Below are 23,995 nucleotides of genomic sequence, written 5' to 3'. Positions count from 1 at the left end.
GCCACCGACCCGGACACCGGCCCCATCGAACGCTCGGACCTGGTCAAGGGCTATGAGGTGTCCAAGGACGAATATGTCCTGTTCGACGACGCCGACTTCGACAAGGTCAAGCTGGAGACGACCCGAACCATCTGCATCGACAGCTTCGTGGACGAGGACGAGATCGATCGTCTGTACTGGGACGATCCCTTCTATGTGGTGCCCGAGAAGGGCGTCGGGGCCGAGGCCTTCGCCGTCATCCGCGACGCCATGAAGGCCGCGGGCAAGATCGCCATCGGAACCCTGGTTCTGCGGGGTCGTGAGCGCCAGCTGGCGCTTGAGGTGCGGGGCAAGGGGCTGGTGGCCTATTCGCTGCGGGCGCATGACGAGGTGCGCGACGCCGACGACTATTTCGACGACATCCCGGCGGTGAAGCCCGACAAGGACATGGTCGATATCGCCAGCCGGATCATCGCCCAGAAACAGACCGACTTCGATCCGACCACCTTCAAGGACCGCTACGACGACGCCCTGCGCGAGATGATCCAGGCCAAGCAGAAGGGCGGCAAGGACGTGATCGAGGCGCCCGAACCCGACGACACCAATGTGATCGATCTGATGGAGGCCCTGCGCAACAGCCTGAAGGGCGCGGCGGGTGGGACCAAGCCGGCGGCGAAGAAGACCGCCAAGGCGCCGGCGAAGAAGAAGCCGGCCTCGCGCAAGAAGGCCGCCTGACGGGGCCGCCTACAGCCCCATCGCCTTCAGCACCGGGCGCAGGCTGACCTCGCCGGCGCGGAAATCCTTCCACGGGTCGGGCTTCTTCAGCAGGGCGGCGGCGTCGTGGAGGGTAAAGGCGCGAGGGTCGAGGCCGGCCTTCACCTGGGTCCATGACAGGGGGAAGGCGACGCCCGCGCCGGGGCGGGCGCGGGGGGACCAGGGGGCGACGGCGGTGGCCATGCGGCCGTTGCGCAGATAGTCGAGGAAGATCTTCCCGCCCCGCGCCTTCTTGGCGAGGGTGGTGGTGAAATGGTCGGGATCGGCGGCGCGGACGCGCTCGCTGACGGCCTTGGCGAAGGCCTTGCACTGATCCCATTCGATGCGGCTGCGGGCGTCGGCGAGGATGGGGACGACGACGTGCAGCCCCTTGCCGCCGGTGGTTTTGACGAAGGGATTGAGGCCGAGCGCTTCCAGTTCCTTGCGCATGGTCTTCGCCGCCGCGATGACGTCGGCGAAGTCCAGGCCCTCGTCGGGATCGAGGTCGAAGGTGATCTGGTCGGGGGTCTCCGGGTCGCCGGGCTTGCAGCCCCACGGGTGCAGCTCCAGCCCGCCCGACTGGCCGATGGCGACGAGGCCGCCGACGTCGATGACCCCGATGTAGGGTTTGCGCTCCTTCACATCGATCAGCTTCAGACGCGGGTTGGAGCCGGGCATGGCGTGGCGCTGGAAGAATTTCTCGCCGTTGATGCCTTCCGGCGTGCGGATGATCGAGACCGGGCGGTCGGCCACGTGCGGCAGGATGCGTTCGGCCGCCATCTCGTAATAGCGGACCAGTTCGGCCTTGGTCAGGGCCGGCCTGCCGTCGATGGCGGGCCACAGGATCTTGTCCGGGTTGGAGATGGTCACGCCGGCGACGACCAGCTTGCCCTTGCCCGTTCCCCCGCTGGCGGCGCGGCGCTCTCCCGGCATGGCCAGAACCGTCGTGCGGGCGTGACGGCCCGGCTCCTTAGCGGGGTCGGAGGGCGTATGCGGGGCCTCGGTCACCTCGGCCGGCGGCTTGTCCTCGCGCAGGCCCTTGAAGGCGGCCTGACGCAGGGAGCCGGTGTCGGTGTAGCCGCCGTGCTCGACCTCGGCGACGAGGACCGGTTCGACCCAGTGGATGGTCATGCCGCCGGCGCGCGATTTCCTCGGCGCCGACTTGCCGACGAAGGGGTTTTTGTCGGTTTCGGCCGCCTTGAGTTTCGGCAACAGGGTCCTGAGCAGGGTCTGGTTGTAGCCCGTGCCGACGCGGCCGAGGTGGCGCAGGCCGCCGCCCTCCTTCGCATCCTCGTCCTGCACCCCGACGATCAGGGAACGGAAGCGGTCGCCCTCCGAGGTCCAGCCGCCGATGACCACCTCGTCGCCGCCGCGGCATTTGGACTTCAGCCAGGTGGTCGAGCGGCCGGCGACATAGGGGGCGTCCAGCTTCTTCGAGATGACCCCCTCGAGGTCCATGCGGCAGGCGCTGTCGAGGATGGCCTGGCCGGTGGTGGCGAAATGGTCGACGTAGCGGATGCGCTGGCGGGCCGCCCTGGGGATGCGGTCGATGTACGCCTGAAGCCGGGCCTTGCGGTGCGACAGGGGCAGTTTACGCAGGTCCTCGGGCCCCTCGAACAGCAGGTCGAAGGCGAAATAGACCAGGTCGCCGGTCTGGCCGTCCGAGATGGCGGCCTGGAGGGCCGAGAAGTCGGGCATGTGGTTTTCGGCCAGGGCGCACAGTTCGCCGTCGACCACGGCGTCCGGCCATCGGGCGGCGTCGGCGGCCAGCTCGGGGAATTTGCCCGACCAGTCGAGGCCCTTGCGGGTGCGCACCGTGCCGCGGCCGCCGCCCGAGGCGACCTGCAGACGGTAGCCGTCGAACTTGATCTCATGCGCCCAGCCGGCCCCGTACGGCGGGTAATCGGCGATCCTGCACAGCTGGATGGGGACGAAGGCGTGGGGTTTGTCGGCCTTGCTCGCGACGGCGGCGCGGGCCTCGGGCTTCGCCGGCGCGGCGCGGGCGGTCTTCTTTGGCGAGCCCCACTGTTTCCGGCCTTCGGCGATCTCGGCGAGGCTGCGGCCGGTCGCGATGGACGCGTCGATCTCCATGTTGGCGTCGCCCTCGCCGGGGACGGCGAATTCGTCCTTCTCCTTGATCAGCAGCCAGTTGTTGCGTTTCGAGGGCTTGCCGCGGTCGGCGCGCAGGCGGATCAGGGCCCATTTTCCCTTCAGCCGCTCGCCGTGCAGGACCATCTTGATCTGGCCCTTGCGGAAGGCCGCGTCGAGGTCGGGCTCCTGCGGCTCCCAGGTTCCGCGATCCCACATCTGCACCGTGCCGGCGCCGTAGTTGCCGGCGGGGATGGTCCCCTCGAAGGAGCCGTAGTCGAGGGGATGGTCCTCGACCTCGACGGCAAGGCGTTTGACGGCGGTGTCGCGCGAGGGCGCCCTGGTGACGGCCCAGGACTTGAGCACGCCGTCGACCTCGATGCGGAAGTCGTAGTGCAGGCGCGTCGCCGCATGGCGCTGGACCAGATAGGTCAGGGCGGTCTTCTTCGCCCGGCCCTTGCGGCCCTTCGGCTCCGGCGTCTCCGCGAAGCTGCGTTTCGCCTGATAGGTCTTCAGTTCGCCATGAGCCGCCATGGCGGAGTCAACGCCAAGGCCTGATCCGCGTTGCGCTACGGATGCAGCGTCTCCCCGTGCTGGGTGTAGTCCAGCCCCTCGATCTCCTCTTCCTTCGGCACGCGCAGGCCGACGGTGAATTTGCAGATCATCAGGATGACGAAGGTGCCGATCCCGCTCCAGGCGATGACGGCGGCCAGGCCGATGGCCTGTTTGACGATGTCGGCGCCGGCGGAAACCGGATTGATGGCGGCGGTGGCGAAGACGCCGGTCAGCAGGGCGCCGACGATGCCGCCCACGCCATGGACCCCGAAGGCGTCGAGGCTGTCGTCGTATTTCAGGGCGCGCTTGAGCCAGACGGCGCCGGCATAGCAGGCCGGGCCCGAGAGGATGCCGATCAGGAAGGCGCCCTTGGGATCGACCAGGCCGGCGGCGGGAGTGATGCCGACGAGGCCGGCGACGATGCCGGACAGCAGGCCCAGCAGGGTCGGGCGCTTGTGGTCGATCCACTCCACCGCGGTCCAGCCGATGGCGGCGGCGGCGGCGGCGAGGATGGTGTTGAAGGCGGCGACGGCGGCGATGCCGTCGGCGGCCCAGGCCGAGCCGGCGTTGAAGCCCAGCCAGCCGACGAACAGCAGGCCGGTGCCTATGGCGGTGAAGGCCAGGTTGTGCGGCGCCATGTTGTCGCGGCCGAAGCCCTGGCGCGGTCCGAGCACGAGGGCGCAGACGAGGCCGGCGACCCCGGCGTTGACGTGGACCACCGCGCCGCCGGCGAAGTCGAGCACGCCCAGCGAGCCCATCCAGCCGCCGCCCCAGACCTGATGGCAGATCGGGACGTAGACGATCAGGTGCCAGAGGAAGAAGAACAGGATCGAGGCCGAGAATTTGATCCGCTCGGCGAAGGCGCCGGCGATCAGGGCGGGGGTGATGATGGCGAAGGTCAGCTGGTAGGCGATCCACAGAAACTCGGGCAGGCCGGGGGCCAGGCTGTGGGCCGTGCCGATCCCGACGCCGTTCAGGAAGAAGGCCTCGAAGCCGCCGATGAAGCCGTTGGTCGCCGGCGCGCCTGAGCCGAACGACAGGCTGTAGCCGACCGCGAACCAGAGGACGGTGACGATGGCCAGGGCGGCGGTCGAATGGGCGATGGTCGAGATGACGTTCTTGCGCCGCACCATGCCGCCGTAGAACAGGGCCAGTCCGGGCAGGGTCATCAGCAGGACCAGGGCCGTCGAGGTCAGGATCCAGGCCGAGGACGCCTCGTTCAGCTCCAGCGCGACCTGGTGGGAGAGCAGGGGCGCGGCGGCGAAGGCCGGGGCGGCGATCAGGCCCATGCAGAGGCTGACGAAGGCGGCGAGGGAGCGGGTCAGCATGGGCGGAGTCCGAGGCTGGAGGTTCAGTAGGCTCGGCTCGAACCGCGTTCGGAGGCCGCGGAGAGGGATAGGACCCTATTGCGGCGCGGCGGGCAATTCATTTCGTGTGCGGTGCAATAACTTCCTGTTCCGCTGCACGGAAAAGGCCCGTGGACAGGGGCGGCGCACGATCCGACCGGCGCTCTTCGCAGGCGCGTCAAACGCCGCCGCCCCGTGCCGACAAGCGGTCAGCGGGCGTAGCGTTCCTCCACCGGCGCGTAGCGGTCCCACACCGCGCGGTCGGCCAGGGAGCGGAGCAGCTTGACGTATTCGGCGTGGGTCCAGGCCAGGGGGGTGGCGGAGTCGGTGCCCTGCCCCGGACGATAGCCGCGGGGCGTCGGGTGGCCGACGCCGTCCCAGACCTGTTCGGGCAGCAGCAGGCCGCCGTTGGCGAAGGACTCCATGCCGCGGACGTAGGCGTCGCGGATGGGCGAGAGGTCGGTCGCGCCGGCCTGGAGGGCGCGCGCCAGTTCGTAGTGGCCGCGCTCGCCGGTGAAGATGGGCCAGACCCGGCCGCGCTGGCCGGGGGTCATGCCGCCGACGCCGTAGTTTCCGCCGGTGTCGGTGTTCTCGCCATAGCCGTCGTTGCCGTAGCGGCGGAAGCCGGGGACGCCGTTCAGGTCGTAGCGGACGCGGAAGCGGGCCTCGCGGGTCTGGTCGTCGTATTCGGGCAGGGTGGCGAGGATGGAGGGGGCGTCGGGCGCGCGGACGCCGTAGCGGACCAGCTCGAGGAAGCCGCCGTCGATGATGCGATCCTCGGGCAGGGCGGGCTGGCCATTGTTCTCGCCGAGCGGGGCCTTGTCGTCGGGATCCTCGTTGCGGCTCAGGCGCAGGAAATAGTCTCCGTCGCCCCATTCGCCGTTGGTGGTGAACATGCGGGCCTCGATCTTCGACGCGTAGTCGTCGGCGGCTGCCTGGTATCGGGCGGCGGAGGCCGGATCGCCCGAGGCGCGGGCGATGTCGGCGGCGACGGTCAGGCCGGCGACGACGGCGGCGGTGGTGGAGGGGGAATAGCCCTCCTGCTCCTCCCAGCGTTCCTGCTGGGTCCAGGGCGGGGTGATCCGGCGGTCGTTCCACAGGAGGCCGGCCGTGCCGCCGTCGACGAGGAAGTCGGCGGCGGGCCGGATCATCCGGCCATACATGGCCGTCAGTTCAGCGTCGGAGACGATCCCGGCCTTCCACAGCTTCCAGCCCAGCATGATCGGCATGGCGGTCTGGTCGAGCTGGACGCCGACCCATTCGATCTCGCCGTCGACGTGGGTCTTCTGCAGGAACCAGCCGGTGGCGCCGGTGTTGCCGGGGGTGTCGGCGCGGACCTGGACCTGGGGCAGGTAGCGGAAGGCGGCCAGCGGCGTCTCCGTGTCGCCGAGGGCCAGCAGGGCCATCGCCACCTGATAGAAGTCGCGCGGCCAGACGGCCTTGTACCCCGTGGAGGGTTCCGTGGCGTTCACGGTGTCGCCCCACGGGTTGGACAGGGAGGCGATCAGGGCGCCGGCGTGGGTGCGGTCCTCCTGCACCTTCAGCATCAGGGCCGAGGCGTAAGCCAGCCTGCCGCCGTCGGTCGATTGCTCGGCGATGCGGGGCAGGTCGGTCAGGGAGGCGATGTAGTCCTCCCAGCCGACGCGGTCGCCCTCGCCGTTGAAGCGGGCGAGGACCTCGTCGAGGCCCGCGGCCACGGTCCGGTTGGCGGCGCTGCTGGCGGCCGTCCGGGTGGAGCCGAAGCCGATGACGAAGTCGCGGCTCAGGGACTGACCCGGTTCCAGCCGCGGCAGGCCGCCGGTCAGCATGATGTTGCCCGTCCCGGCTCCGGTGGTTCCGTAGGCGTTGTCCAGTCGACCGTCGGCCAGATCGGTCAGGCCGTCCGAGACGCCGACGAAGCCCACGCTGGCGGTCTCGAACGGCCAGGTCGGCCGGAGCGCCAGATGGACGTCGCCTTCGGAGGCATAGAGCGCGCCCTGTCCGGCCTCGCCGGAATCGCCGACGCCCGTATTGGCCATGTGGGGCTCGAGCAGGACATAGGGGGTGATCCCGCCGGCCAGGGCCCGGACCGTCGCGCGGACCACCAGCGCCTGACTATCCGGATCGGTGAAGATGCGCTTTTCGATCTCGTAGCGGCCCTGCCGGTCGGTGGTGACGACCCGCCAGGCGGGCGACAGCGGGCGGCCGGCGGCGTCGACGTGCAGGTATTCGGTGCGGCTGTCGGTGTCGGTTCCCTCGACGGAGAGGCCCGTGTCGGTGACGACGGCGAAGCGCAGCTGCTTGATCTGGGCCTCGTGGATCAGGCCGTACATGGTCTCGGTCAGGACGCCGTCGGCGAGGGAGAACCAGACGCGGCTGACGTCGCCGGTGCGGCCGCCGTCGCGGTACTGGCCGTCGACATAGGCTTCGTAGGACGCGCCGGCGCCGGTCTTGGCGGCGTTGACCCAGGTCGGCGCATCGCCCGGCGCGCCCGGGGCGACGGAGACGATCTCCGGGGCCGGGTCCCGCGCCGCCTGGCCGCCGCCGTCGGGCGACATGCCCGGCAGGGTCGAGCAGCCGCCGGCGGCGATCAGGGCGGCTCCGAGGAGAAGCGGGGACAGGCGCATGGGGGAACTCGTCAGGCTGGGGGAAGCAGGAAGGTGAGGGGGGCGTCGAGACGCTGGTTCCAGCTCTTCTCGTTGTGCTCCGCGCCGGGGAAGACCAGCGAGCGGAAGCGGTCGGGCCCCCAGCCGGCGGCGCGGATAGCGGCGTCTACGCGGGTCTGAAAGACGGCGTAGAATTGGTCGAGGGTTTCGTCGCCGCGATCGAAATAGAGGCGGTGCGCGCCGGGCGGCGGCAGGTCGGCGCGGACCACGCCGGTCCAGGCCTCGGTGAGCCGGTCGCGCCAGGCGGCGAGGGCCGCCGGCTCCGTCAGCTGCTCGATGCGGATGGGCCAGTGGGTCGAGACGCAGCCGGCGGCTCCGAAGACGCCGGGATGCTTCATGAGCGCGTAGAGGGAGATCAGGCCGCCCATGCTGCTGCCCATGATCACCGTGTCGTCGCGGTCCGGGCGGGTGCGGTAGGCGCCGTCGATGAACGGCTTCAGCTCCTCGACGAGGAAGCGGACATAGCCGTCGGACAGGGGCTCGCCGCCGTAGATGGCCTGGACGTCGGCGCGCATGTCATCGGGCAGGGCGCGGATCAGGTTGGCGGGAATGTATTCGCGCAGGCGCAGCGGCGTGTTGCCGATCCCGACCACGATCGGCGCGCGGATCTGACCGTCGCCGCCGAGCCGGGCGACGTGCTCGTCCACGCCCCATTCGGCACCGTAGGGCGCGCGGGCGGCGTCGAACAGGTTCTGGCCGTCGTGCATGTAGAGGACGGGATGGCGGGCGTCCGAGGCGTCGTAGCCAGGCGGCAGCCAGACGGTGACGTCGCGCGGCTGGACATGGGCCGAGGGCATGGCCGGGTGTTCGACCAGCCGGCCCCGGGTCGGGGCGTCGGCGCGGGCCGGCCCCGCCAGGGGGAGGGCCGACAGCCCGGCCAGCAGGGCGCGGCGATCCAGTCTCATGCCGTCTCCGGCCTCGCAACAGGCACCAGCAGGCTGGCCCCGGCGGCGATCAGGAAGCTGGCCGCGCCGAGGACCAGGGCCCAGATGGGGTCGCCGCCGAAGACGCCCTTGAGCACGGCGCCGAAGATGGTCGCAGCGACCAGCTGGGGCACCACGATGAAGATGTTGAAGACCCCCATGTAGACGCCCATTTTCCGGCCCGGCACGGCGTTCGACAGGATGGCGTAGGGCATCGACACGATCGACGCCCAGGCGAAGCCGACCCCGATCATCGGCAGCCACAGCAGGGACGGGTCGCGGATCAGGAAGACGCCGAGGAAGCCGGCGGCGCCAAGGGTCAGGTTGACCGCATGGGCCCCGCGCAGGCCGATGCGGTGGGCGACGACCGGGATCAGGAAGGCGGCCAGGGCGGCGACGCCGTTGTAGACGCCCATCAGCACCCCGACCCAGTTGGCCCCCTCGCCGTAGCCGGCCGAGGTCGGATCGGGCGAGGCGTAGTGCACGGCGGTGACGGCCGGGGTCATGTAGATCCACATGGAGAACAGGGCGAACCAGCTGAAGAACTGGACCACGGCCAGGCCTTGCATGGTCTTCGGCATGGCGAAGATGTCGCCCATGATGTCGGTCAGGGCGTTGGAGCGTCCCGCCGCCGCGAGCGCCCCGACGGCCAGTTGCATCAGGCCGAAGGCGAGGACGAAGCCGGCGAGAACGTAAAGCTCCTTCTGCAGCTGGAGCGCGCCGACCGCGGCCACGCCCAGGGCGCCGGCGAGGGCCCAGAGCAGACCTCCCGCGTACCAGGCCGTCCGCGACCGGGCGGCGGCGGGCGCGTGGCCGGCGTCGCGGGCGGACTCGAAGGCGTCGATCTGTTCGGGGCTGTATTCGCGGGTGGTGAAGACGGTCCAGAGGACGGCGGCCAGCAGGGCGGCCGCGCCGACGTAGAAGGAGATGCGCACCGCCATCGGCACCACGCCCCCGGGCGCGGTGGCGGCGACCGAGAACCACTCGGTCAGGATCCACGGCAGGCAGGAGGCGAACACCGCCCCGGCCCCGATGAAGAAGCTCTGCATGGCGTAGCCGGCGGTGCGCTGCTCCTCGGGCAGGTTGTCGCCGACGAAGGCGCGGAACGGCTCCATGGTGACGTTGATCGAGGCGTCCATGATCCAGAGCATCGACGCGGCCATCCAGAGCCACGGCGAATGCGGCATGACGACGAGCGCCAGGGTGGTCAGGATCGCGCCGACCAGGAAGTAGGGACGACGACGACCGAGGGGCGTCCAGGTGCGGTCGCTGAAATAGCCGATCACCGGCTGGACCAGCAGCCCGGTCAGGGGCGCGGCGATCCAGAGGATGGCGAGGCTGTCGACCTCGGCGCCCAGGGTCTGGAAGATGCGGCTGGTGTTGGCGTTCTGCAGGCCGAAACCGATCTGGATGCCGAAGAAGCCGACGCACATGTTCCAGATCGCCCAGCCGCTGAGGCGGGGACGGACCGACAGGGGCGGGGCGCCGCCGGGGGCGATCCCTTCGGGCGTGACGATGGTCAACGGCGGGCCCTCCCCGACGGGACGAAGCGGATGGCCTGGCCGCCGCCGGGGGCGAGACGCAGGCTCAGGGTGTCGGCGGCTGTGACCTCGCGGGCCTCGATGACGATGGCCTCGCGGTTGGTCTTCCAGTGGGCGTCAGCGGCGTCGCGGTAGATTTCGGCGCGGTAGCGGCGGCCCGGATCGAGGAAGGACAGGGAGGCTTCCAGCACCCGCGGGTGCTCGTCCGTCATGGCGCCGAGGAACCATTGGTCGGAGTTCCGGTCCTTGCGGGCGATGGTGACGAAGTCCCCGATCTCGCCGTTCAGGACGCGGGTGTCGGACCAGTCGGTCACCACGTCCTTGATGAACTGGAAGGGGCCCGGATTGGCCTCGTAGTTCTCCAGCAGGTCGGCGGCCATGACGATGGGGCTGTAGATCGTCACATAGAGCGCCAGCTGCTTGGCCCAGGTGGTGGCGATCCCGTCGGGCGCGCGGGTCTGCATGCCGAAGATGCCCGGGGTGTAGTCCATCGGCCCGGCCAGCAGGCGGGTGAAGACCAGGTTGGCCTCGTGCTCGGGCGGGTTGCCGGGCTGGCCCCAGGCGCTGAACTCCATGCCGCGCGCGCCCTCGCGGGAGATCATGTTGGGGAAGGTGCGGCGCAGGCCGGTGTCCTTGAACGGTTCGTGGGCGTTGACCGCGACCTGGTATTTCGCGGCGGTTTCGACGACGCGCAGGTGGTGTTGCGCCATCGGCTGGCTCTCGTGCCAGGCCAGGCGCGGCTGGCCGTCGGGGCCGCGCACCCGGGCGCCGGCGGCGTCGGCGACATAGCCGGTCTTGACCGAATGCCAGCCGAATCGCTGCATCTGGGCGAAGGCGGCGTCCAGCTGCTGTTCGTAGTGGAAGCCGTTGCCGCCGGTCTCGTGGTGGCCGATGATCTCGACCCCCTTTTGCCGCGCGTAGGCGGCGACGCGTTCGATGTCGAAATCGGGATAGGCCTGGGTGAAGCTGTAGTTCCAGCCGGTCCCGAACCATTCGCCGTCCCAGCCGACGTTCCAGCCCTCGATCAGCACCCCGCCGAAGCCGTGTTCGGCCGCGAAATCGATGTGTTTGATGGCGTTTTCGGTAGTCGCGCCATGCTTCGGGCCGGAGTTCCAGGTCTTCAGGTCGAGGTGCATCTCCCACCAGATGCCGACGTATTTCATCGGCTTGAACCAGCTGACGTCGCCCAGCCTGTTGGGCTCGTTGAGGTTCAGGATCAGGCTGGATTCGACCAGGCCCGCGGCGGTGTCCGAGATCTGCAGCGTACGCCACGGGGTGGTGAAGGGCGTGGTCAGCTCGACCGCCGCATTGGACAGGCCGGGCGTCAGGGCCGCCTTGAACCGTCCGCCCTCGACCCGGCGCAGGTTCATGCCCGAATAGTCGATCAGCGCCGCCTCATGGATCGAGACGTGCAGGCCGTCGTCGGTGCGGACGGTCAGCGGCGTCTGGGCCACGCCCACCGCATCGATCGGGGTGCGGTTGTAGAGGTATTCCTCACGGTTCCACTCGAAGGCCGGGATCCACCAGGCCGTGCCGGAATCGACCACGGCGAACTCCGTCAGCTCGTCGCCGATCTTCACGGCCTTCAGATTGGGCTGGTCGGGGAATTCGTAGCGGAAGCCTATCCCGTCGTCATACAGGCGGAAGACGACGTCGATCCGGCGCCCGAGGCCGCCCTTCTCGGTCAGGTGGACGCGCAGCCGGGTGTAGCGATTGCGGATGAAGCGCCGCTCGCCCCACGGCTGCTCCCAGGTGTCGTCGTGGCTGGTCGGGGCGTCGGCCGTGACGGCGAAATTGCGCTCCAGCTTGGGGGCGTCGGTCAGCAGGAAGCCGAGGCGCGACGGGGCGACGACCGGGCGGCCGAGGCGGCTTACGCTGTAGTCGGCGCGGCCTTCGCCGTTCACCGCGACCTCGACCGTGAGGACGCCGTCGGGCGAGGAGGCGCGGGCGGCGGCGGTTCCGGGGGCGGGCGCCTGGGCCACGTCCTGGGCCACGTCCCGGGCTTGGGCGACGCCCGGAAGAACGGCCACGAGGGCCGTGGTCGAGATGAGGAAGCGGCGGGTCAGCATCGACGGAAACTCCACGGAACAGGGCTTGCCAAGCGTGGCCGCGGCGGCGCAGAACACGCAAGGTTTGCGGCAAATTTTGCAGACAGAGATCGGTCCGGAGTCCGCGCTTGAGCCGCCGCAACACCCGTCTGGAAGACCTGGCCAAACTGGCGGGGGTGTCGATCTCGACGGCGTCGCGGGCGCTGAACGACAGCCCGGCGGTCAATGCGCGCACCAAGCAGTTGATCTGGAAGCTGGCGCGCGAACACGACTATCCCTTCCGCCGCTACATGCCCGCCGGTCCGATCGGCGCCGACGGGGTGATCGCCCTGGTGACGCCGCGACCGCAGGGCCGGGAGGGCCGGCTGAGCGACCCCTTCTTCCTCGAACTGCTGGCCGGCGTCGGCGAGGCGGCGCGCGAGCGCGGCTGCGACGTGATCATGAGCCATTTCTCGCCGACGTCCTACGACGACCTGTCGGCGGCGATGAACACCAGCCGGGCGGACGGGGTGATCTTCCTCGGTCAGAGCACCCTGCACCAGAGCCTGAACCGGCTGGCCGAGACCGAGGGGCGGTTCGTGGTCTGGGGCGCCCAGATGCCGGACCAGGCCTATTGCTCGGTGGGGTCGGACAACCTGGCCGGGGGCCGGCGCGCGACCCTGCATCTGGCGCGGCTGGGCCGCAAACGCATCGTCTTCCTCGGCGACCTGGATCCGCCCGAGGCCATGCAGCGCCATCGCGGCTATCTGGAAGCGCTCGCCAAATCGGGAATCGAGGTCGACCCGGATCTGATCATGGAGGCCCATTTCGAGGTGGAGTCGGCCGAGGCCTCGGTCGACAGCCTGATCCGGCGCGGGGTGAAGTTCGACGGCGTCGTCTGCGCCTCGGACCAGATCGCCCTGGGCGCCGTGCGGGCCCTGCTGCACGCGGGGCTGCGGGTGCCCGAGGACGTCTCCGTCATCGGTTTCGACAATGTGCCCTTCAGCCGCTACAGCCGGCCCGCCCTGTCGACCATCGCCCAGGACACGATGAAGGCGGGGCGGCTGCTGGTGTCCAAGCTGCTCGACAACCCCGGCGACTCGGTCGGCCGGTCGGAGCGGATCCCCACCGACCTGATCGTGCGCGAGAGCTGCGGCGGCTGAGGTCATGCGGGGGCCAGGACCAGTCCGGCCATGGGCGGCAGCACGCCGGGCCGTGACGCGTCGAGATTGACCGCCTCGATGACCTGGCAACCCTCCGGCAGGGACCAGACCACGGGCTCGAAGCCGAGGTTGAAGACGCAGACCAGACGTTCGCCGTCGTGGACGCGCTCGAACGCCAGCAGATCGTCGTTGCGGTCCAGCAGCGTCATCTCGCCCAGCGTCAGGGCCGGATGCGCCTTGCGGAAGGCGACCAGTCGGCGCGTGGCGTGCAGCATGGAGGACGGATCGCGCTCCTGCCGGTCGACGGCCAGGGGGACGTGGCGGGGGTCGACGGGCAGCCACGGCTCGGCGGTCGAGAAGCCGGCATGGGGCAGATGCTCCGTCCACGGAATGGGGGTGCGGGCGCCGTCGCGGCCGAGGGTCTGGGGCCAGTTGGCGATGGCCTCGGGATCGGCCAGCCGCTCGAACGGCACCTCGGCCTGCGGCAGGGCCAGCTCCTCGCCCTGGTAGATGAAGACGTTGCCGCGCAGGGTCATCAGCAGCAGCATGGCCATCCCGGCGAAGGCCCGGAGGTCGCGGCCGCCGGCCCAGCGCGAGATGGCGCGCGGGGCGTCATGGTTGGAGAAGGTCCAGGACGGCCAGCCCTGTCCGTCGCGCCCGTGCCAGGCCTCGGCCCCTTCGCGCACCAGCTGGCGTTCCAGCGTCGGGGCGTAGAGGTAGAGGAAGCCGTAGGCGCTGTTCAGATGGTCGTCGCCCCGGGTGAAGGCCTGCATCTCGCGCTCGGCGTGGTCGCCGCCGACCTCGGCCACGCTGAAGCGGCCGCCGTAGCTGTCGGTCAGGGCGCGGACGCGGGCGAGGAAGTCGACGATGCCGGGCTGGGACTGGTTGTGCACCTTGTCCTGGAAGTCGAACGGCCGGGTGCGCTTGCCGCCGGGCGGCAGGGGCGGATTGTCGGTCAGCTTCGGGTCGTGCATCGAGAAGTTGATGGCGTCGAAGCGGAAGCCGTCGACGCCGCGGTCCAGCCAGAAGCGGGCGGCGTCCAGAAGGGCGTCCTGGACGTCGGGATTGTGCAGGTTCAGCTGCGGCTGCTCCGGCAGGAAATTGTGCATGTAGTACTGGCCGCGGCGGGCGTCCCAGGTCCATGCCGGGCCGCCGAACACCGACTGCCAGTTGGACGGCGGCGCGCCGTCGGGCTTCGCGTCGGCCCAGACGAACCAGTCGGCCTTTGGATTGGTGCGCGACTGGCGGCTTTCGCGGAACCAGGCGTGCTGGTCCGAGGTGTGGGCGAAAACCAGGTCGGTGATGATCCGCAGGCCGAGGCGGTGGGCCTTTTCGATCAGGCGGTCGAAGTCGGCCAGCGTGCCGAAGATCGGATCGACGTCGCAGTAGTCGGCGACGTCATAGCCGAAATCCTTCATCGGCGAGGTGAAGAAGGGGCTCAGCCAGACCGCGTCCACCCCCAGGGAGGCGATGTGCTCGAGATGCGCCGTTATGCCCGCCAGGTCGCCGACGCCGTCGCCGTCGGTGTCGGCGAAACTGCGCGGATAGACCTGATAGATGACGGCGCCGCGCCACCAGTCGGCGGCGTCGGGCAGGGCGGTCGGGTGTTCGAGAATCTGGGCGGTCACGCTGGTCTTTCGGATACGCAGACAAGATAGCCCAGGGCGGGCGCGGAAACGGAAATGGAGCCGGGCGCGGCGGCGCGGGCGGGGCACCGGCCGAGCAGGGCGCGCCATTCGGCGGAGCCGGTCTCGACCTGGATGTTGACGTCGCGCGGCGCGGTCGAGGTGTTGAACACCACCAGGGTTTCGCCGTCATCATCGAGACGGGAGATGGCGAGGATTCCGGGGGTCTGGTCGGCCGCGCGGACGACGACGCGGCCGCGGCGCAGTCGGGCGTCGGCGGCGCGGACCCGGGTCATGTCGGCGATACGGCGGTACATGTCGGCCTCGACGTCGAACGGGCCGCCGGCCGAACCGATGCGGCGGTCGTCAGCATAGGAGGCGGTGCGGGTCTGGAACATGTCCTGACGCGCGCGGCGGTCGTCGCCGTCGCCGGTGAAGCCCTGTTCGTCGCCATAGTAGATCACCGGCACGCCCCGCCCCAGCAGCAGCAGGGCGTGGGCCAGGGCGGCGCGACCCAGAAGCTCGGCGTCGGAAATGTCGGGCCGCTCCTTCAGGATCAGATGGCCGATCCGGCCCATGTCGTGGTTGCCGGTGAAGGTCGGCAGCCGGCGGGCGGTCGCCTCGCCGCCCTCATAGACGGGGTCGGCGTGGATCACCCGGGCGATGCGGTCAGGCCCGAGGGAGCCGGCGGTCGCCTCCTGGACCGCGCGCTGCCAGGCGAAGTCCAGAACGGTCGGCAGGCCGTCCACCCGGGTGTAGCGGGCCAGTTCGGCGGGCTCGAAGCCGTAGACCTCGCCGAAGATGTGGAAGTTCGGAATGCCGGCGGCGCGGGCGCGCTCGAGGATGGCGGGGACGAAGGCCCGCCAGAATTCGGGATTGACGTGCCGGGCGGTGTCGATGCGGAAGCCGTCGATGCCGTAGTCCTCGATCCAGGATCCGTAGACGTCGATGAAGCCCTGCACCACGCGGGGATGTTCGGTCATCACGTCGTCGAGACCGGAGAAGTCGCCGTCCAGGGCGCTTTCGCCGTGCCAGGCGCTGTTGCCGCGATTGTGGTACAGGCCGACCTCGTTGAGCCAGGCGGGGGCCTTGACCGTCTCCTCGCCGGCCGGGACCCAAGGGCTGTACGCATAGTCCGGGCGGGTCAGCAGGGCGAAGTCGTCGCCGGGTTCGCCGGTGAAACCGTCGTTGATCGGCTCGCCGCCCGGGCCGCCGCGGCGCTGGTACGGATAGTCGGCCTTCCACCGGTAGCCGCAGTTGTTGTCCGGGCATTCGCGGTACTGGACGACGTCGGCGGTGTGGTTGATGACGATGTCCAGATAGACCTTCATTCCGCGGGCGTGGGCGGCGTCGACCAGGGCGCGGAAGTCGTCGTTGGTTCCCAGGTGCGGGTCGACGCGGGTGAAGTCGGTGATCCAGTAGCCGTGGTAGGCCGCGCTCTCCTGGCCAGGCGGTCCCTGCACCACCTTGTTGACGAACACCGGCGCGATCCACAGGGCGGTGGCGCCCAGCCCCTGGATGTAGTCGAGCCGCCCGGTCAGGCCACGCAGGTCGCCGCCGTGGTAGAAGCCGGGATCGGTCGGGTCATAGCCGGTGGCCAGTCGATCGCCGGCCAGGCCGCCGCGATCGTTGGCGGAGTCGCCGTTGGCGAACCGGTCGGGCAGCAAAAAATAGACGACCTCGTCCTCGACCGGCCGGTCGCGCAGCCGCTGGAGCGGGTCCGGCCCGGTCCGGTCCGGGGCCTGGGCCTGGGCCTGGGCCGCGGCGGGCGTGGCGGCCGCCAGCAGGGCGAGGGCGGCGACGACGCAGGCTCGATTCGGGCGGCGGGCGCTTCCGGTCATGGTCGGCGTTCCTCGGATGTCCGTGGACGACGTGGCCCAGCGGATCGGTTTGCAAGATTTTGCAGGGGAGCCGGCCCATGTCAATGCATCTGGACCCGACGTCGAAAATGCGGCGGTGCAAGGCAGAATGGCCTTGTGCACTGCAAAATGACTGACGGCGGTCGTCACATTTCGGCCACGCCCGCTCTCCGCCGAACATTACGGGCTTGCAAGGTTCTCACAAGTTTGCATAACTTTGCGACGACACCGGACGCTTCGTCAGAAAATGCGACGGCCCCAGGGAGAATGATGATGAGAAGCCAAGTCACCCGGCGTGCGCGCCTGCTTGCCGGAGCCGCCGTCGGCGTCGTCGGTCTTCTGGCCTTCGCCGGAGCCGCCTCGGCGCAGGATGTTCCGCAGGAGGAAGCGACCGAAATCGACGAGGTGATCGTCACCGGCATTCGGGGTTCGATCGAGAGCTCGATCGCCACCAAGCGCAACAACACCTCGATCGTCGAGGTCGTGACCGCCGAGGACATCGGCAAGCTGCCGGACATGTCGATCGCGGAATCGCTGGCCCGCCTGCCGGGCCTGGCGGCCCAGCGCCAGGACGGCCGGGCCCAGGTGATCAGCATCCGCGGTCTCGGCCCCGATTTCACCACCGCCCTGCTGAACGGCCGCGAACAGGTCACCACCGGCGACAACCGCGGCGTCGAGTTCGACCAGTATCCGTCCGAGGCCCTGGCCAGCGTGCTGGTCTACAAGACGCCCGACGGCTCGCTGGTCGGCCAGGGTCTCGCCGGCACGGTGGACCTGCGCACGATCCGTCCGCTGGCCTACGGCCGCAGGGCGATCGCCCTGAACGCCCGCTATGAACTGAACGACATCGGCGCCCTGAACGCGGGTACGACCGACAGCGGCCAGCGCTACAGCATCTCCTACATCGACCAGTTCGCGGACGACACGATCGGCATCGCCCTGGGCTATGCGCATATGTCGTCGCCCTACCAGTCCGAGCGGTTCGAGGCCTGGGGCTATCCGACCGACGGCAACGGCGACCTGGTCATCGGCGGCGCCAAGGTCTTCGTCATGTCGTCCGAGCTCGAGCGGGACGGCTTCTTCGGCACCCTGGAATGGCGGCCGAACGACCGGATTCATTCGACCCTGGACGCCTTCTATTCCGAGTTCGACAACACCCAGATCCTGCGGGGCGTCGAGTTCCCGCTCCAGTGGAGCAGCGCCTCGTTGTCGAACCAGCAGGTCGAGGACGACCTGGTCGTGGCCGGCACCTTCTCCAACGTCCGGGCCGTCGGCCGCGGCGACGTGACCGCTCGCGAGAGCAAGCTGACCTCGGTGGGCTGGAACACCGAGGTGGTGCTGAGCGACCGCTGGTCGCTGGACGCCGACCTGAGCTATTCCAAGGTCGACCGCACCGACACCATTCTCGAGACCTACTGGGGCACCGGCCGCAACGGCGCGGGCGTCACCGACACGCTGGACTTCGTCATTTCTGGCGACGGCGTGCCCCAGTTCACGACCGACCTGGACTATTCGGATCCCGGCCTGATGCGTCTGACCAGCCCGCAGGGGTGGGGCGGGGACGTCATTCCGGGCGGTCAGGACGGCTATCTGAACATGCCGACCATCGAGGACGAGCTGAAGGCGGTTCGCCTGACCCTCAACGGCGAGATCGACCTGGGGGCGTTCAACGGCATCGAGACCGGCCTGTATTTCAGCACCCGCGAGAAGTCGCTGGTCGCCAACGAGTGGTTCCTCGGCATCCCGGGCGGCGCGACCGTGGCCGTGCCCGCCGACTACCTGCTGGAGTCCACCTCGCTCGCCTACGGCGGCATTCCGGGCATTCTGAGCTATGACGCGCTCGGCCTGGTCAACGACGGCTTCTACAACCTCGTTCGCAACCCCAACGGCGACGTGAAGTCCAAGAACTGGACGGTCGAGGAAGACATCGTCATCGCCTACGGCAAGCTGAACGTCGACGCCAACTTCGAGTCCATTCCGGTCACCGGAAACCTGGGCATCCAGATGGTGTTCACGGATCAGCACTCGAACGGCTTCGCCGCCACGGGCTCGGGCGCAGGCACCATGTTCACCGCGATCGAGGGCGGCGACTCCTACCTCGAGATCCTGCCCAGCATGAACCTGATCTTCGAGCTGAAGGACGACCTGATCCTTCGCACCGCCCTGGCCCGCACCATGGCGCGGCCGCGGATGGACCAGATGCGCGCCAGCCGCGGCTACGGCTTCAATCCGACCCTGAACGTGCCCGGCGCGACGCTGAACAACTCGCCGTGGAGCGGGGGCGGGGGCAATCCCGAGCTGAAGCCGTGGATCGCCAACGTCGCCGACATTTCGCTGGAGCGCTATTTCGGACGCTCGGCCTATGTCTCCGTGGCCGCCTTCTACCGCGACCTCGAGAGCTTCGTTTACGACCAGCAGCGCCCCGCCGACTTCACCGGCTTCCCGACCGGCGGCGTGGTCCCGGTGATCAACGAGGGCCTGTACAGTTCGCCGCAGAACGGCGAGGGCGGCGGCATGTGGGGCGTGGAATTCGCCGCCTCGGCCCCCTTCGACATCATCCATCCGGCCCTCGAGGGCTTCGGCGCCTTCGTCAGCATCTCGCAGAACGGCAGCCAGATCGAACAGCCGGGCACCAATGTGAAGACGGCCATCCCGGGCCTGTCCGAGACGGTCGGCAACCTGACGCTCTACTACGAGCGGTACGGCTTCCAGAGCCGGGTGAGCGCCCGTTACCGTTCGGACTTCCTCGGCGAGATGTCGGGCTTCGCCAACGGGCGCACCCTGCGCCAGGTCGGCGAGGAGACCGTGGTCGACGCCCAGGTCGGCTATGAGTTCGACTCGGGCCCCCTGGCCGGACTGTCGCTCCTGGCCCAGGTCAACAACGTGACGGACGAACCGTTCTACACCTTCCAGAACGGCGACCAGCGTCAGGTCATCAACCACCAGAGCTACGGCCGCACCTTCCTGTTCGGCGCCAACTACCGCTACTGACCGGCCCGGCCGGTCGGGAAAGGGCCGCTCCGGGAAACCGGGGCGGCCCTTTCGCTTTCAGGGCGCGGGCGTCCGGCCACTTTTGGTTACGAAATCCCTTAAAGCGCTGGACGCGACCGCCCACGGATGGAACCAAGGACGGCAAGGGCCGCGCCCGACAGCGGCCGCCGGGGAGAGACATGACCGACATTCAATCCGCACCGCGCAAGGGCACCAGCCTCGCCTTCGCCTATGTGACCACCCTGTTCTTCGCCTGGGGCTTCGCCACCTCGCTGATCGACCCGCTGATCGCGGCGGTCCGCAAGGTCTTCGACCTGAGCACCGCCGAAGCCATGCTGACCGCCTCCGCCTGGTTCATAGCCTATGCGGTCGTGTCGGTGCCCGCCGCCGCCGTGCTGGCCAGGCTGGGCTACAGCCGCTCGATCATTTCCGCCTTGGCGGTGATGGTTCTGGGGTGCCTGATCGTGCCGGTAGCCACCATCATGGACTGGTACCCGGGCGTGCTGATCGCCCTGTTCGTCATCGCCTCGGGCGTGACCCTGCTGCAGGTGGCCGCCAACCCGCTGGTCGCCGCCCTGGGATCGAAAAAGAGCTCCCACGCCCGACTGAACTTCTCCCAATTCTTCAACTCGCTCGGCACCACGGTCGGCCCGTACCTCGGCTCGACCGTCCTGCTGACCGGCGGGGTGTTCGCCGCCGGGGCGGTGGTCACCGCGGCCACGCGCGACGAGTCGCTGCGCAGCATCGATTTCGCCTTCCTCGCGCTCGGCGCCTTCTTCGCCGTGGTGGCCTTCTTCATCTTTACCGCCCGGAAGAAGATCAACGCCGCCGCCGCCGGAGCCGAGGAGGCGGGCGGGGTGTCGTCGCCCTTCAAGGCCTTCAGCTCGCCCTGGGCCCTGTTCGGAGCGCTGGCCATCTTCATCTATGTTGGTTCGGAAGTGGCCATCGGCGGCATCCTGACCAACTTCCTCAGCAGCCCCACCATCCTGAACATTCCCGAAGGCGACGCCGGCCGGATGGTGAGTCTCTACTGGGGCGGAGCCATGGTCGGCCGCTTCATCGGCGCCCTGCTGCTGACCAAGGTTCGGGCCGGCGTGCTGCTGACGGTGAACACCGCCGCGGCCGCCATCCTATGTCTGGTGGTGACCCAGACCTCCGGCGAGACAGCGGCCTATGCCGCGATAGCGGTGGGCTTCTTCAACTCCATCATGTTCCCGACCATCTTCACCCTGACCCTGGAGCGGTCGGGCGCGCCGGCCTCGGCCACCTCGGGCCTGCTGTGCACCGCCATCGTCGGCGGCGCGGTCCTGCCGTATGTGGCGGGCCAGATCGCCGATGCGTCGGCGACCTTCAACCCTGTCTTCTACGTCCCCCTGGTCGGCTATCTGCTGCTGACCATCTTCGCCCTGGCGGCGGCCCGGACGCGGGTGAAGGACGCGGACGTGGTCGCCGCCCCCGGCTCCCACTGATCCCCGAGGGAGGGATACGAGGGCCGTCGGGGCATCCCCGGCGGCCCTTGCGCGTTTCCGGGGGTTCGTCATCATCGGGGCGGACCAGCCGGAGCCTGACAGCATGCGCACATGGGTGCTGGGCGTCCATCTCGCCCTGATCGCCGGGCCGGCGCTGGCCGAGGTCGTCCTGACCTTTTACGCCCATCCCGGGGCGCGGGTGCGGGACGGCTATCTGCTGTTCCCACACGCCTATGTGCAGGCGACGGGATCGCTGGACGACACCGGCGACCCGGTCGACTGGGCCGCCGGTTTCACCGCGAGAAGCCCCGGACCGCAGCTGCTGTTCGCCCGGGGCGCGGGAGTGGTGGCCTATCCCGACGCCCGCTACGTCGGCGAGGGCCGACCCTATCTGAGGCTGGCGGTCAGCGACGCGGCCTATCGCGCGGTGCGGGCGCGGGCGGACTGGTGGGCCAGCCCGGAAGGCTCGGTCTATGATCTGCGGCGGCGCAACTGCATCAGCTTCATCGCCGACCTGGCGCGCGTCGCGGGACTGCGGACCGCCGCCGAGCCGTCGATGAAGCCGGGGACCTTTCTGGAGGCCACGGCCGCCCTGAATCCGGCGGCGGCGTGGCGCGAGATGCTCGCGCCGCCGACGCCGCCGCTCCCGTCGCGGACCGACCCCGTCGTTCCGGAGCCGGCTTCGGGCGACTAGCTCTCGCCGGACCACATGTTGTTGGCCCTCAGGAAGGCCTCGTGTTCGGGCAGCGATTCGACGGTGCGCGCGAGAACCTCGGATACCTGGCCGAGGCCGGCGGCGGCCTTGTCCGCGTTCTGGTAGGCGTAGAGCGGATTGGGACCGCGCGGGACGATCCCCTGTCCGTACATGACCGCCAGCCACGAGCCCTGGCTGAAATATTCGTCGGCCCCGACCTGATACAGCAGGGCCCGGTCGCGGAAGGCCTCGACCCGTTCGGCCAGGCTGTCGGGAATGGGCATGGCCGCGACCTGACGCCAGAACGGCGTGTCGTCCCGCCGGGTCGCGTGATAGTGCAGGATGACGAAGTCGCGGATCAGCTCGACCTCGCGCCCCAGCCGCCGATTGTAGCCGTCGATGTTGACCGGGCTGAAATCCATGTCCGGGAAATGCTGCAGCAGGCGGTAGATGCCGGCCTGGACCAGGTGGATGCTGGTCGATTCCAGTGGTTCGATGAAGCCGCTGGACAGGCCCAGGCTGACGACGTTCCGGTCCCAGTATTTCCTGCGGCGCCCCGTCACGAAGCGCAGCAGGCGCGGCTCGGCGAGAGGCTCTCCGTCGAGGTTGGCCAGCAGGGTTTCGCGGGCGGCGTCGTCGGACAGATGGTCCGAACAATAGACATGGCCGTTGCCGGTGCGGTGCTGCAGGGCGATACGCCACTGCCAGCCGGCCTCGCGGGCCGTGGACAATGTGTACGGGGTCAGGGGCTTCACGCTGGCGCAGGGCACGGCCACGGCGCGGTCGACCGGCAGCCAGTGCGACCAGTCCTCGTAGCCGGCCTTCAGCGCCCCCTCGATCAACAGGCCGCGGAAGCCGGTGCAGTCGATGAACAGGTCGGCGGTCAGGGTGCGGCCGTCCTCGAGCGTGACGCCGTCGACGAAGCCGTCGTCCGGGCGCTGGACCACCTCGACGACCTTGCCCTCGATCCGCTCCACGCCGCGCGCCTCGCAGACCTTGCGCAGGTATTTGGCGTAGAGGGTCGCGTCGAAATGGTAGGCGGTGAACAGGCCGTTCTTCGGCGACCGGGGATCGGGATCGCGGGCGCCGACCTTGCCGGCCTCGGCCGCGCGCCAGCAGATCGAATAGTCGCCCAGATCGCCGGCCAGGCCGCGGGCCCTGAGCGCGAACCAGGTCTGCTGGAAATCGGCCAGGGTCGGGCCGCGGCCGAAGGTGCCGAACGGGTGGACGTAGCGGTTGCCGACATGGCCCCAGTCCTGGAAGACGATGGCGACCTTCAGCGTGGCCCTGGTCTCCCGCATGAACTCGGCCTCGTCGAGGCCGATCATGGTGTTGAAGTCGCGGATCGGCGGGACGGTGGCCTCGCCGACGCCGACGATGCCGATGTCCTCGGACTCGACCAGCGAGACCCTGGCGTGAGGCCCAAGGGTGCGCTGCAGGGCGGCGGCGGCCATCCAGCCGGCCGTGCCGCCGCCGACGATCAGTATGGTCCGGATGGGTTTGGTCAACGGCGCCTCCCGACCGTTCCGACGGCCGCCGACAGCATAGGGCGGCCCCCACGCGGCTCAAGCCGGGACGGGGCCGCGACGCGGGGAAATCGCTTGCAGAATCCCGCCGCAAATCGATCTATCCGTGGGGTCCCGCAGGGGAGGCGACATGATCGACGACAAACGGGTGCTGGGCGTCATCACGGCCCGGGGCGGGTCCAAGGGCGTTCCGAGAAAGAACCTGGCCGACTTTCGCGGCGCGCCGTTGCTGCAGTGGACGATCGAGGCGGCCCGGGAATGCGAATGCCTCGACCGGCTGATCCTGTCGTCGGACGACGCGGAGATCATCGCCCTCGCCGCCAGCCTGGGCTGCGAGGCGCCGTTCGTCCGGTCGCCGGAGCTGGCGAGCGACGACGCGAGTTCCGTGGATGTCGTCCTCGACGCCGCCGAGCGCGTGCCGGGCTATGACGTCGTGGTGCTGTTGCAGCCGACCTCGCCGCTCCGGCTGGCCGCGGACATCGACGGGACGGTGCGGGCGTTGGTCGATGCGAACGCCCCCGGCGCCGTCTCGGTGTTCGAGACCGCCCATCATCCCTGGCTGATGTTCGGCGTCGGGGACGACCGGACGCTCGAGGCGGTGGTCGAACGGCCAGCCGGGAGCTCGAGCCGCCGCCAGGATTGTCCGGCCGTCTATCAGCTGAACGGCGCCGTCTACGCCGTGGAGACCGCCTGGCTGCGTCAAAACAGGGTCTTCGTGCGGTCCGGCGAGACGGTGGCCTTCGTCATGCCCGGTTCGCGATCCCTCGACATCGACACCCTGGAGGACCTCCGCGCCCCCGGATGACGCGTC

15 protein-coding genes are annotated in these 23,995 nt (G+C 69.4%); 6 read left to right on the top strand and 9 right to left on the bottom strand.

Annotation, left to right across the window (positions count from 1 at the left end; translation table 11 throughout):
* Positions 1-714 (top strand): Ku protein (locus Q8Q71_RS12665; protein ID WP_305759955.1); only part of this gene is annotated, 714 nt, incomplete at its 5' end.
* Between the two features lie 9 nt (positions 715-723).
* Here the strand turns inward: Q8Q71_RS12665 and ligD are convergent.
* The 6 genes from ligD to Q8Q71_RS12635 all read right to left on the bottom strand — a co-directional run bounded on the left by ligD (position 724) and on the right by Q8Q71_RS12635 (position 11,914).
* Positions 724-3,354, bottom strand: a complete 2,631-nt coding sequence (gene ligD / locus Q8Q71_RS12660; protein ID WP_305759954.1) for a DNA ligase D — start codon at positions 3,352-3,354, stop codon at positions 724-726.
* Between the two features lie 35 nt (positions 3,355-3,389).
* Positions 3,390-4,703, bottom strand: a complete 1,314-nt coding sequence (locus Q8Q71_RS12655) for an ammonium transporter (protein WP_305759953.1) — start codon at positions 4,701-4,703, stop codon at positions 3,390-3,392.
* Between the two features lie 227 nt (positions 4,704-4,930).
* Complete coding sequence (locus Q8Q71_RS12650) at positions 4,931-7,258, bottom strand: glucan 1,4-alpha-glucosidase (RefSeq protein WP_371315962.1); 2,328 nt, start codon at positions 7,256-7,258, stop codon at positions 4,931-4,933.
* Between the two features lie 80 nt (positions 7,259-7,338).
* Positions 7,339-8,271 carry an alpha/beta hydrolase gene (locus Q8Q71_RS12645; RefSeq protein ID WP_305759951.1) on the bottom strand — a complete coding sequence of 311 codons (933 nt, stop codon included), beginning with the start codon at positions 8,269-8,271 and terminating at the stop codon, positions 7,339-7,341.
* Positions 8,268-9,722 carry an MFS transporter gene (locus Q8Q71_RS12640; protein WP_305759963.1) on the bottom strand — a complete coding sequence of 485 codons (1,455 nt, stop codon included), beginning with the start codon at positions 9,720-9,722 and terminating at the stop codon, positions 8,268-8,270. The genes Q8Q71_RS12645 and Q8Q71_RS12640 overlap by 4 nt, the downstream gene beginning before the upstream one ends.
* Positions 9,723-9,808: 86 nt before the next feature.
* On the bottom strand, positions 9,809-11,914 hold the full coding sequence (locus Q8Q71_RS12635; protein WP_305759950.1) for a glycoside hydrolase family 97 protein: 2,106 nt from the start codon (positions 11,912-11,914) through the stop codon (positions 9,809-9,811).
* A gap of 92 nt (positions 11,915-12,006) precedes the next feature.
* Here Q8Q71_RS12635 and Q8Q71_RS12630 point away from each other — a divergent pair, with 92 nt between their 5' ends.
* Positions 12,007-13,020, top strand: a complete 1,014-nt coding sequence (locus Q8Q71_RS12630) for a LacI family DNA-binding transcriptional regulator (protein ID WP_305759949.1) — start codon at positions 12,007-12,009, stop codon at positions 13,018-13,020.
* A 2-nt stretch (positions 13,021-13,022) separates the two neighbouring features.
* Here the strand turns inward: Q8Q71_RS12630 and Q8Q71_RS12625 are convergent, their stop codons facing one another.
* Both Q8Q71_RS12625 and Q8Q71_RS12620 read right to left on the bottom strand, forming a co-directional pair.
* Positions 13,023-14,648 (bottom strand): alpha-glucosidase family protein, encoded by a 1,626-nt coding sequence (locus Q8Q71_RS12625; RefSeq protein ID WP_305759948.1) that lies wholly within the window; start codon positions 14,646-14,648, stop codon positions 13,023-13,025.
* A complete protein-coding gene (locus Q8Q71_RS12620) occupies positions 14,645-16,486 on the bottom strand; it encodes an alpha-amylase family glycosyl hydrolase (RefSeq protein ID WP_305759947.1) in 1,842 nt (613 codons plus the stop codon). The genes Q8Q71_RS12625 and Q8Q71_RS12620 overlap by 4 nt, the downstream gene beginning before the upstream one ends.
* A 291-nt stretch (positions 16,487-16,777) precedes the next feature.
* Here Q8Q71_RS12620 and Q8Q71_RS12615 point away from each other — a divergent pair, with 291 nt between their 5' ends.
* The 3 genes from Q8Q71_RS12615 (at position 16,778) to Q8Q71_RS12605 (ending at position 21,658) form a co-directional block, all read left to right on the top strand.
* On the top strand, positions 16,778-19,495 hold the full coding sequence (locus Q8Q71_RS12615) for a TonB-dependent receptor (RefSeq protein ID WP_305759946.1): 2,718 nt from the start codon (positions 16,778-16,780) through the stop codon (positions 19,493-19,495).
* A 179-nt stretch (positions 19,496-19,674) separates the two neighbouring features.
* On the top strand, positions 19,675-20,964 hold the full coding sequence (locus Q8Q71_RS12610; protein ID WP_305759945.1) for a sugar MFS transporter: 1,290 nt from the start codon (positions 19,675-19,677) through the stop codon (positions 20,962-20,964).
* Between the two features lie 103 nt (positions 20,965-21,067).
* Positions 21,068-21,658, top strand: a complete 591-nt coding sequence (locus Q8Q71_RS12605) for a hypothetical protein (RefSeq protein ID WP_305759944.1) — start codon at positions 21,068-21,070, stop codon at positions 21,656-21,658.
* Here the strand turns inward: Q8Q71_RS12605 and Q8Q71_RS12600 are convergent.
* Complete coding sequence (locus Q8Q71_RS12600) at positions 21,655-23,166, bottom strand: tryptophan halogenase family protein (protein ID WP_305759943.1); 1,512 nt, start codon at positions 23,164-23,166, stop codon at positions 21,655-21,657. The genes Q8Q71_RS12605 and Q8Q71_RS12600 overlap by 4 nt on opposite strands.
* 148 nt (positions 23,167-23,314) lie before the next feature.
* On the opposite strand from Q8Q71_RS12600, the gene Q8Q71_RS12595 reads away from it, so the two are divergent.
* Positions 23,315-23,989: a cytidylyltransferase domain-containing protein gene (locus Q8Q71_RS12595; protein WP_305759942.1), complete on the top strand. Its 675-nt coding sequence runs from the start codon at positions 23,315-23,317 to the stop codon at positions 23,987-23,989.
* The last annotated feature ends 6 nt before the right edge of the window (positions 23,990-23,995 follow it).

The organism is Brevundimonas sp. (assembly GCF_030704825.1).
GTDB lineage: Bacteria > Pseudomonadota > Alphaproteobacteria > Caulobacterales > Caulobacteraceae > Brevundimonas.
This window is presented reverse-complemented; position numbering and strand designations above follow the sequence as displayed.

Bases quoted from the DNA above. Each gene is read 5' to 3' on its own strand.
- ligD (WP_305759954.1), bottom strand. From the start codon at position 3,354: ATGGCGGCTCATGGCGAACTGAAGACCTATCAGGCGAAACGCAGCTTC.
- Q8Q71_RS12605 (WP_305759944.1), top strand. From the start codon at position 21,068: ATGCGCACATGGGTGCTGGGCGTCCATCTCGCCCTGATCGCCGGGCCG.
- Q8Q71_RS12595 (WP_305759942.1), top strand. From the start codon at position 23,315: ATGATCGACGACAAACGGGTGCTGGGCGTCATCACGGCCCGGGGCGGG.
- Q8Q71_RS12650 (WP_371315962.1), bottom strand. From the start codon at position 7,258: ATGTCGCCCGACGGCGGCGGCCAGGCGGCGCGGGACCCGGCCCCGGAG.
- Q8Q71_RS12645 (WP_305759951.1), bottom strand. From the start codon at position 8,271: ATGAGACTGGATCGCCGCGCCCTGCTGGCCGGGCTGTCGGCCCTCCCC.
- Q8Q71_RS12615 (WP_305759946.1), top strand. From the start codon at position 16,778: ATGAGAAGCCAAGTCACCCGGCGTGCGCGCCTGCTTGCCGGAGCCGCC.
- Q8Q71_RS12640 (WP_305759963.1), bottom strand. From the start codon at position 9,722: ATGTGCGTCGGCTTCTTCGGCATCCAGATCGGTTTCGGCCTGCAGAAC.
- Q8Q71_RS12620 (WP_305759947.1), bottom strand. From the start codon at position 16,486: ATGACCGGAAGCGCCCGCCGCCCGAATCGAGCCTGCGTCGTCGCCGCC.
- Q8Q71_RS12655 (WP_305759953.1), bottom strand. From the start codon at position 4,703: ATGCTGACCCGCTCCCTCGCCGCCTTCGTCAGCCTCTGCATGGGCCTG.
- Q8Q71_RS12610 (WP_305759945.1), top strand. From the start codon at position 19,675: ATGACCGACATTCAATCCGCACCGCGCAAGGGCACCAGCCTCGCCTTC.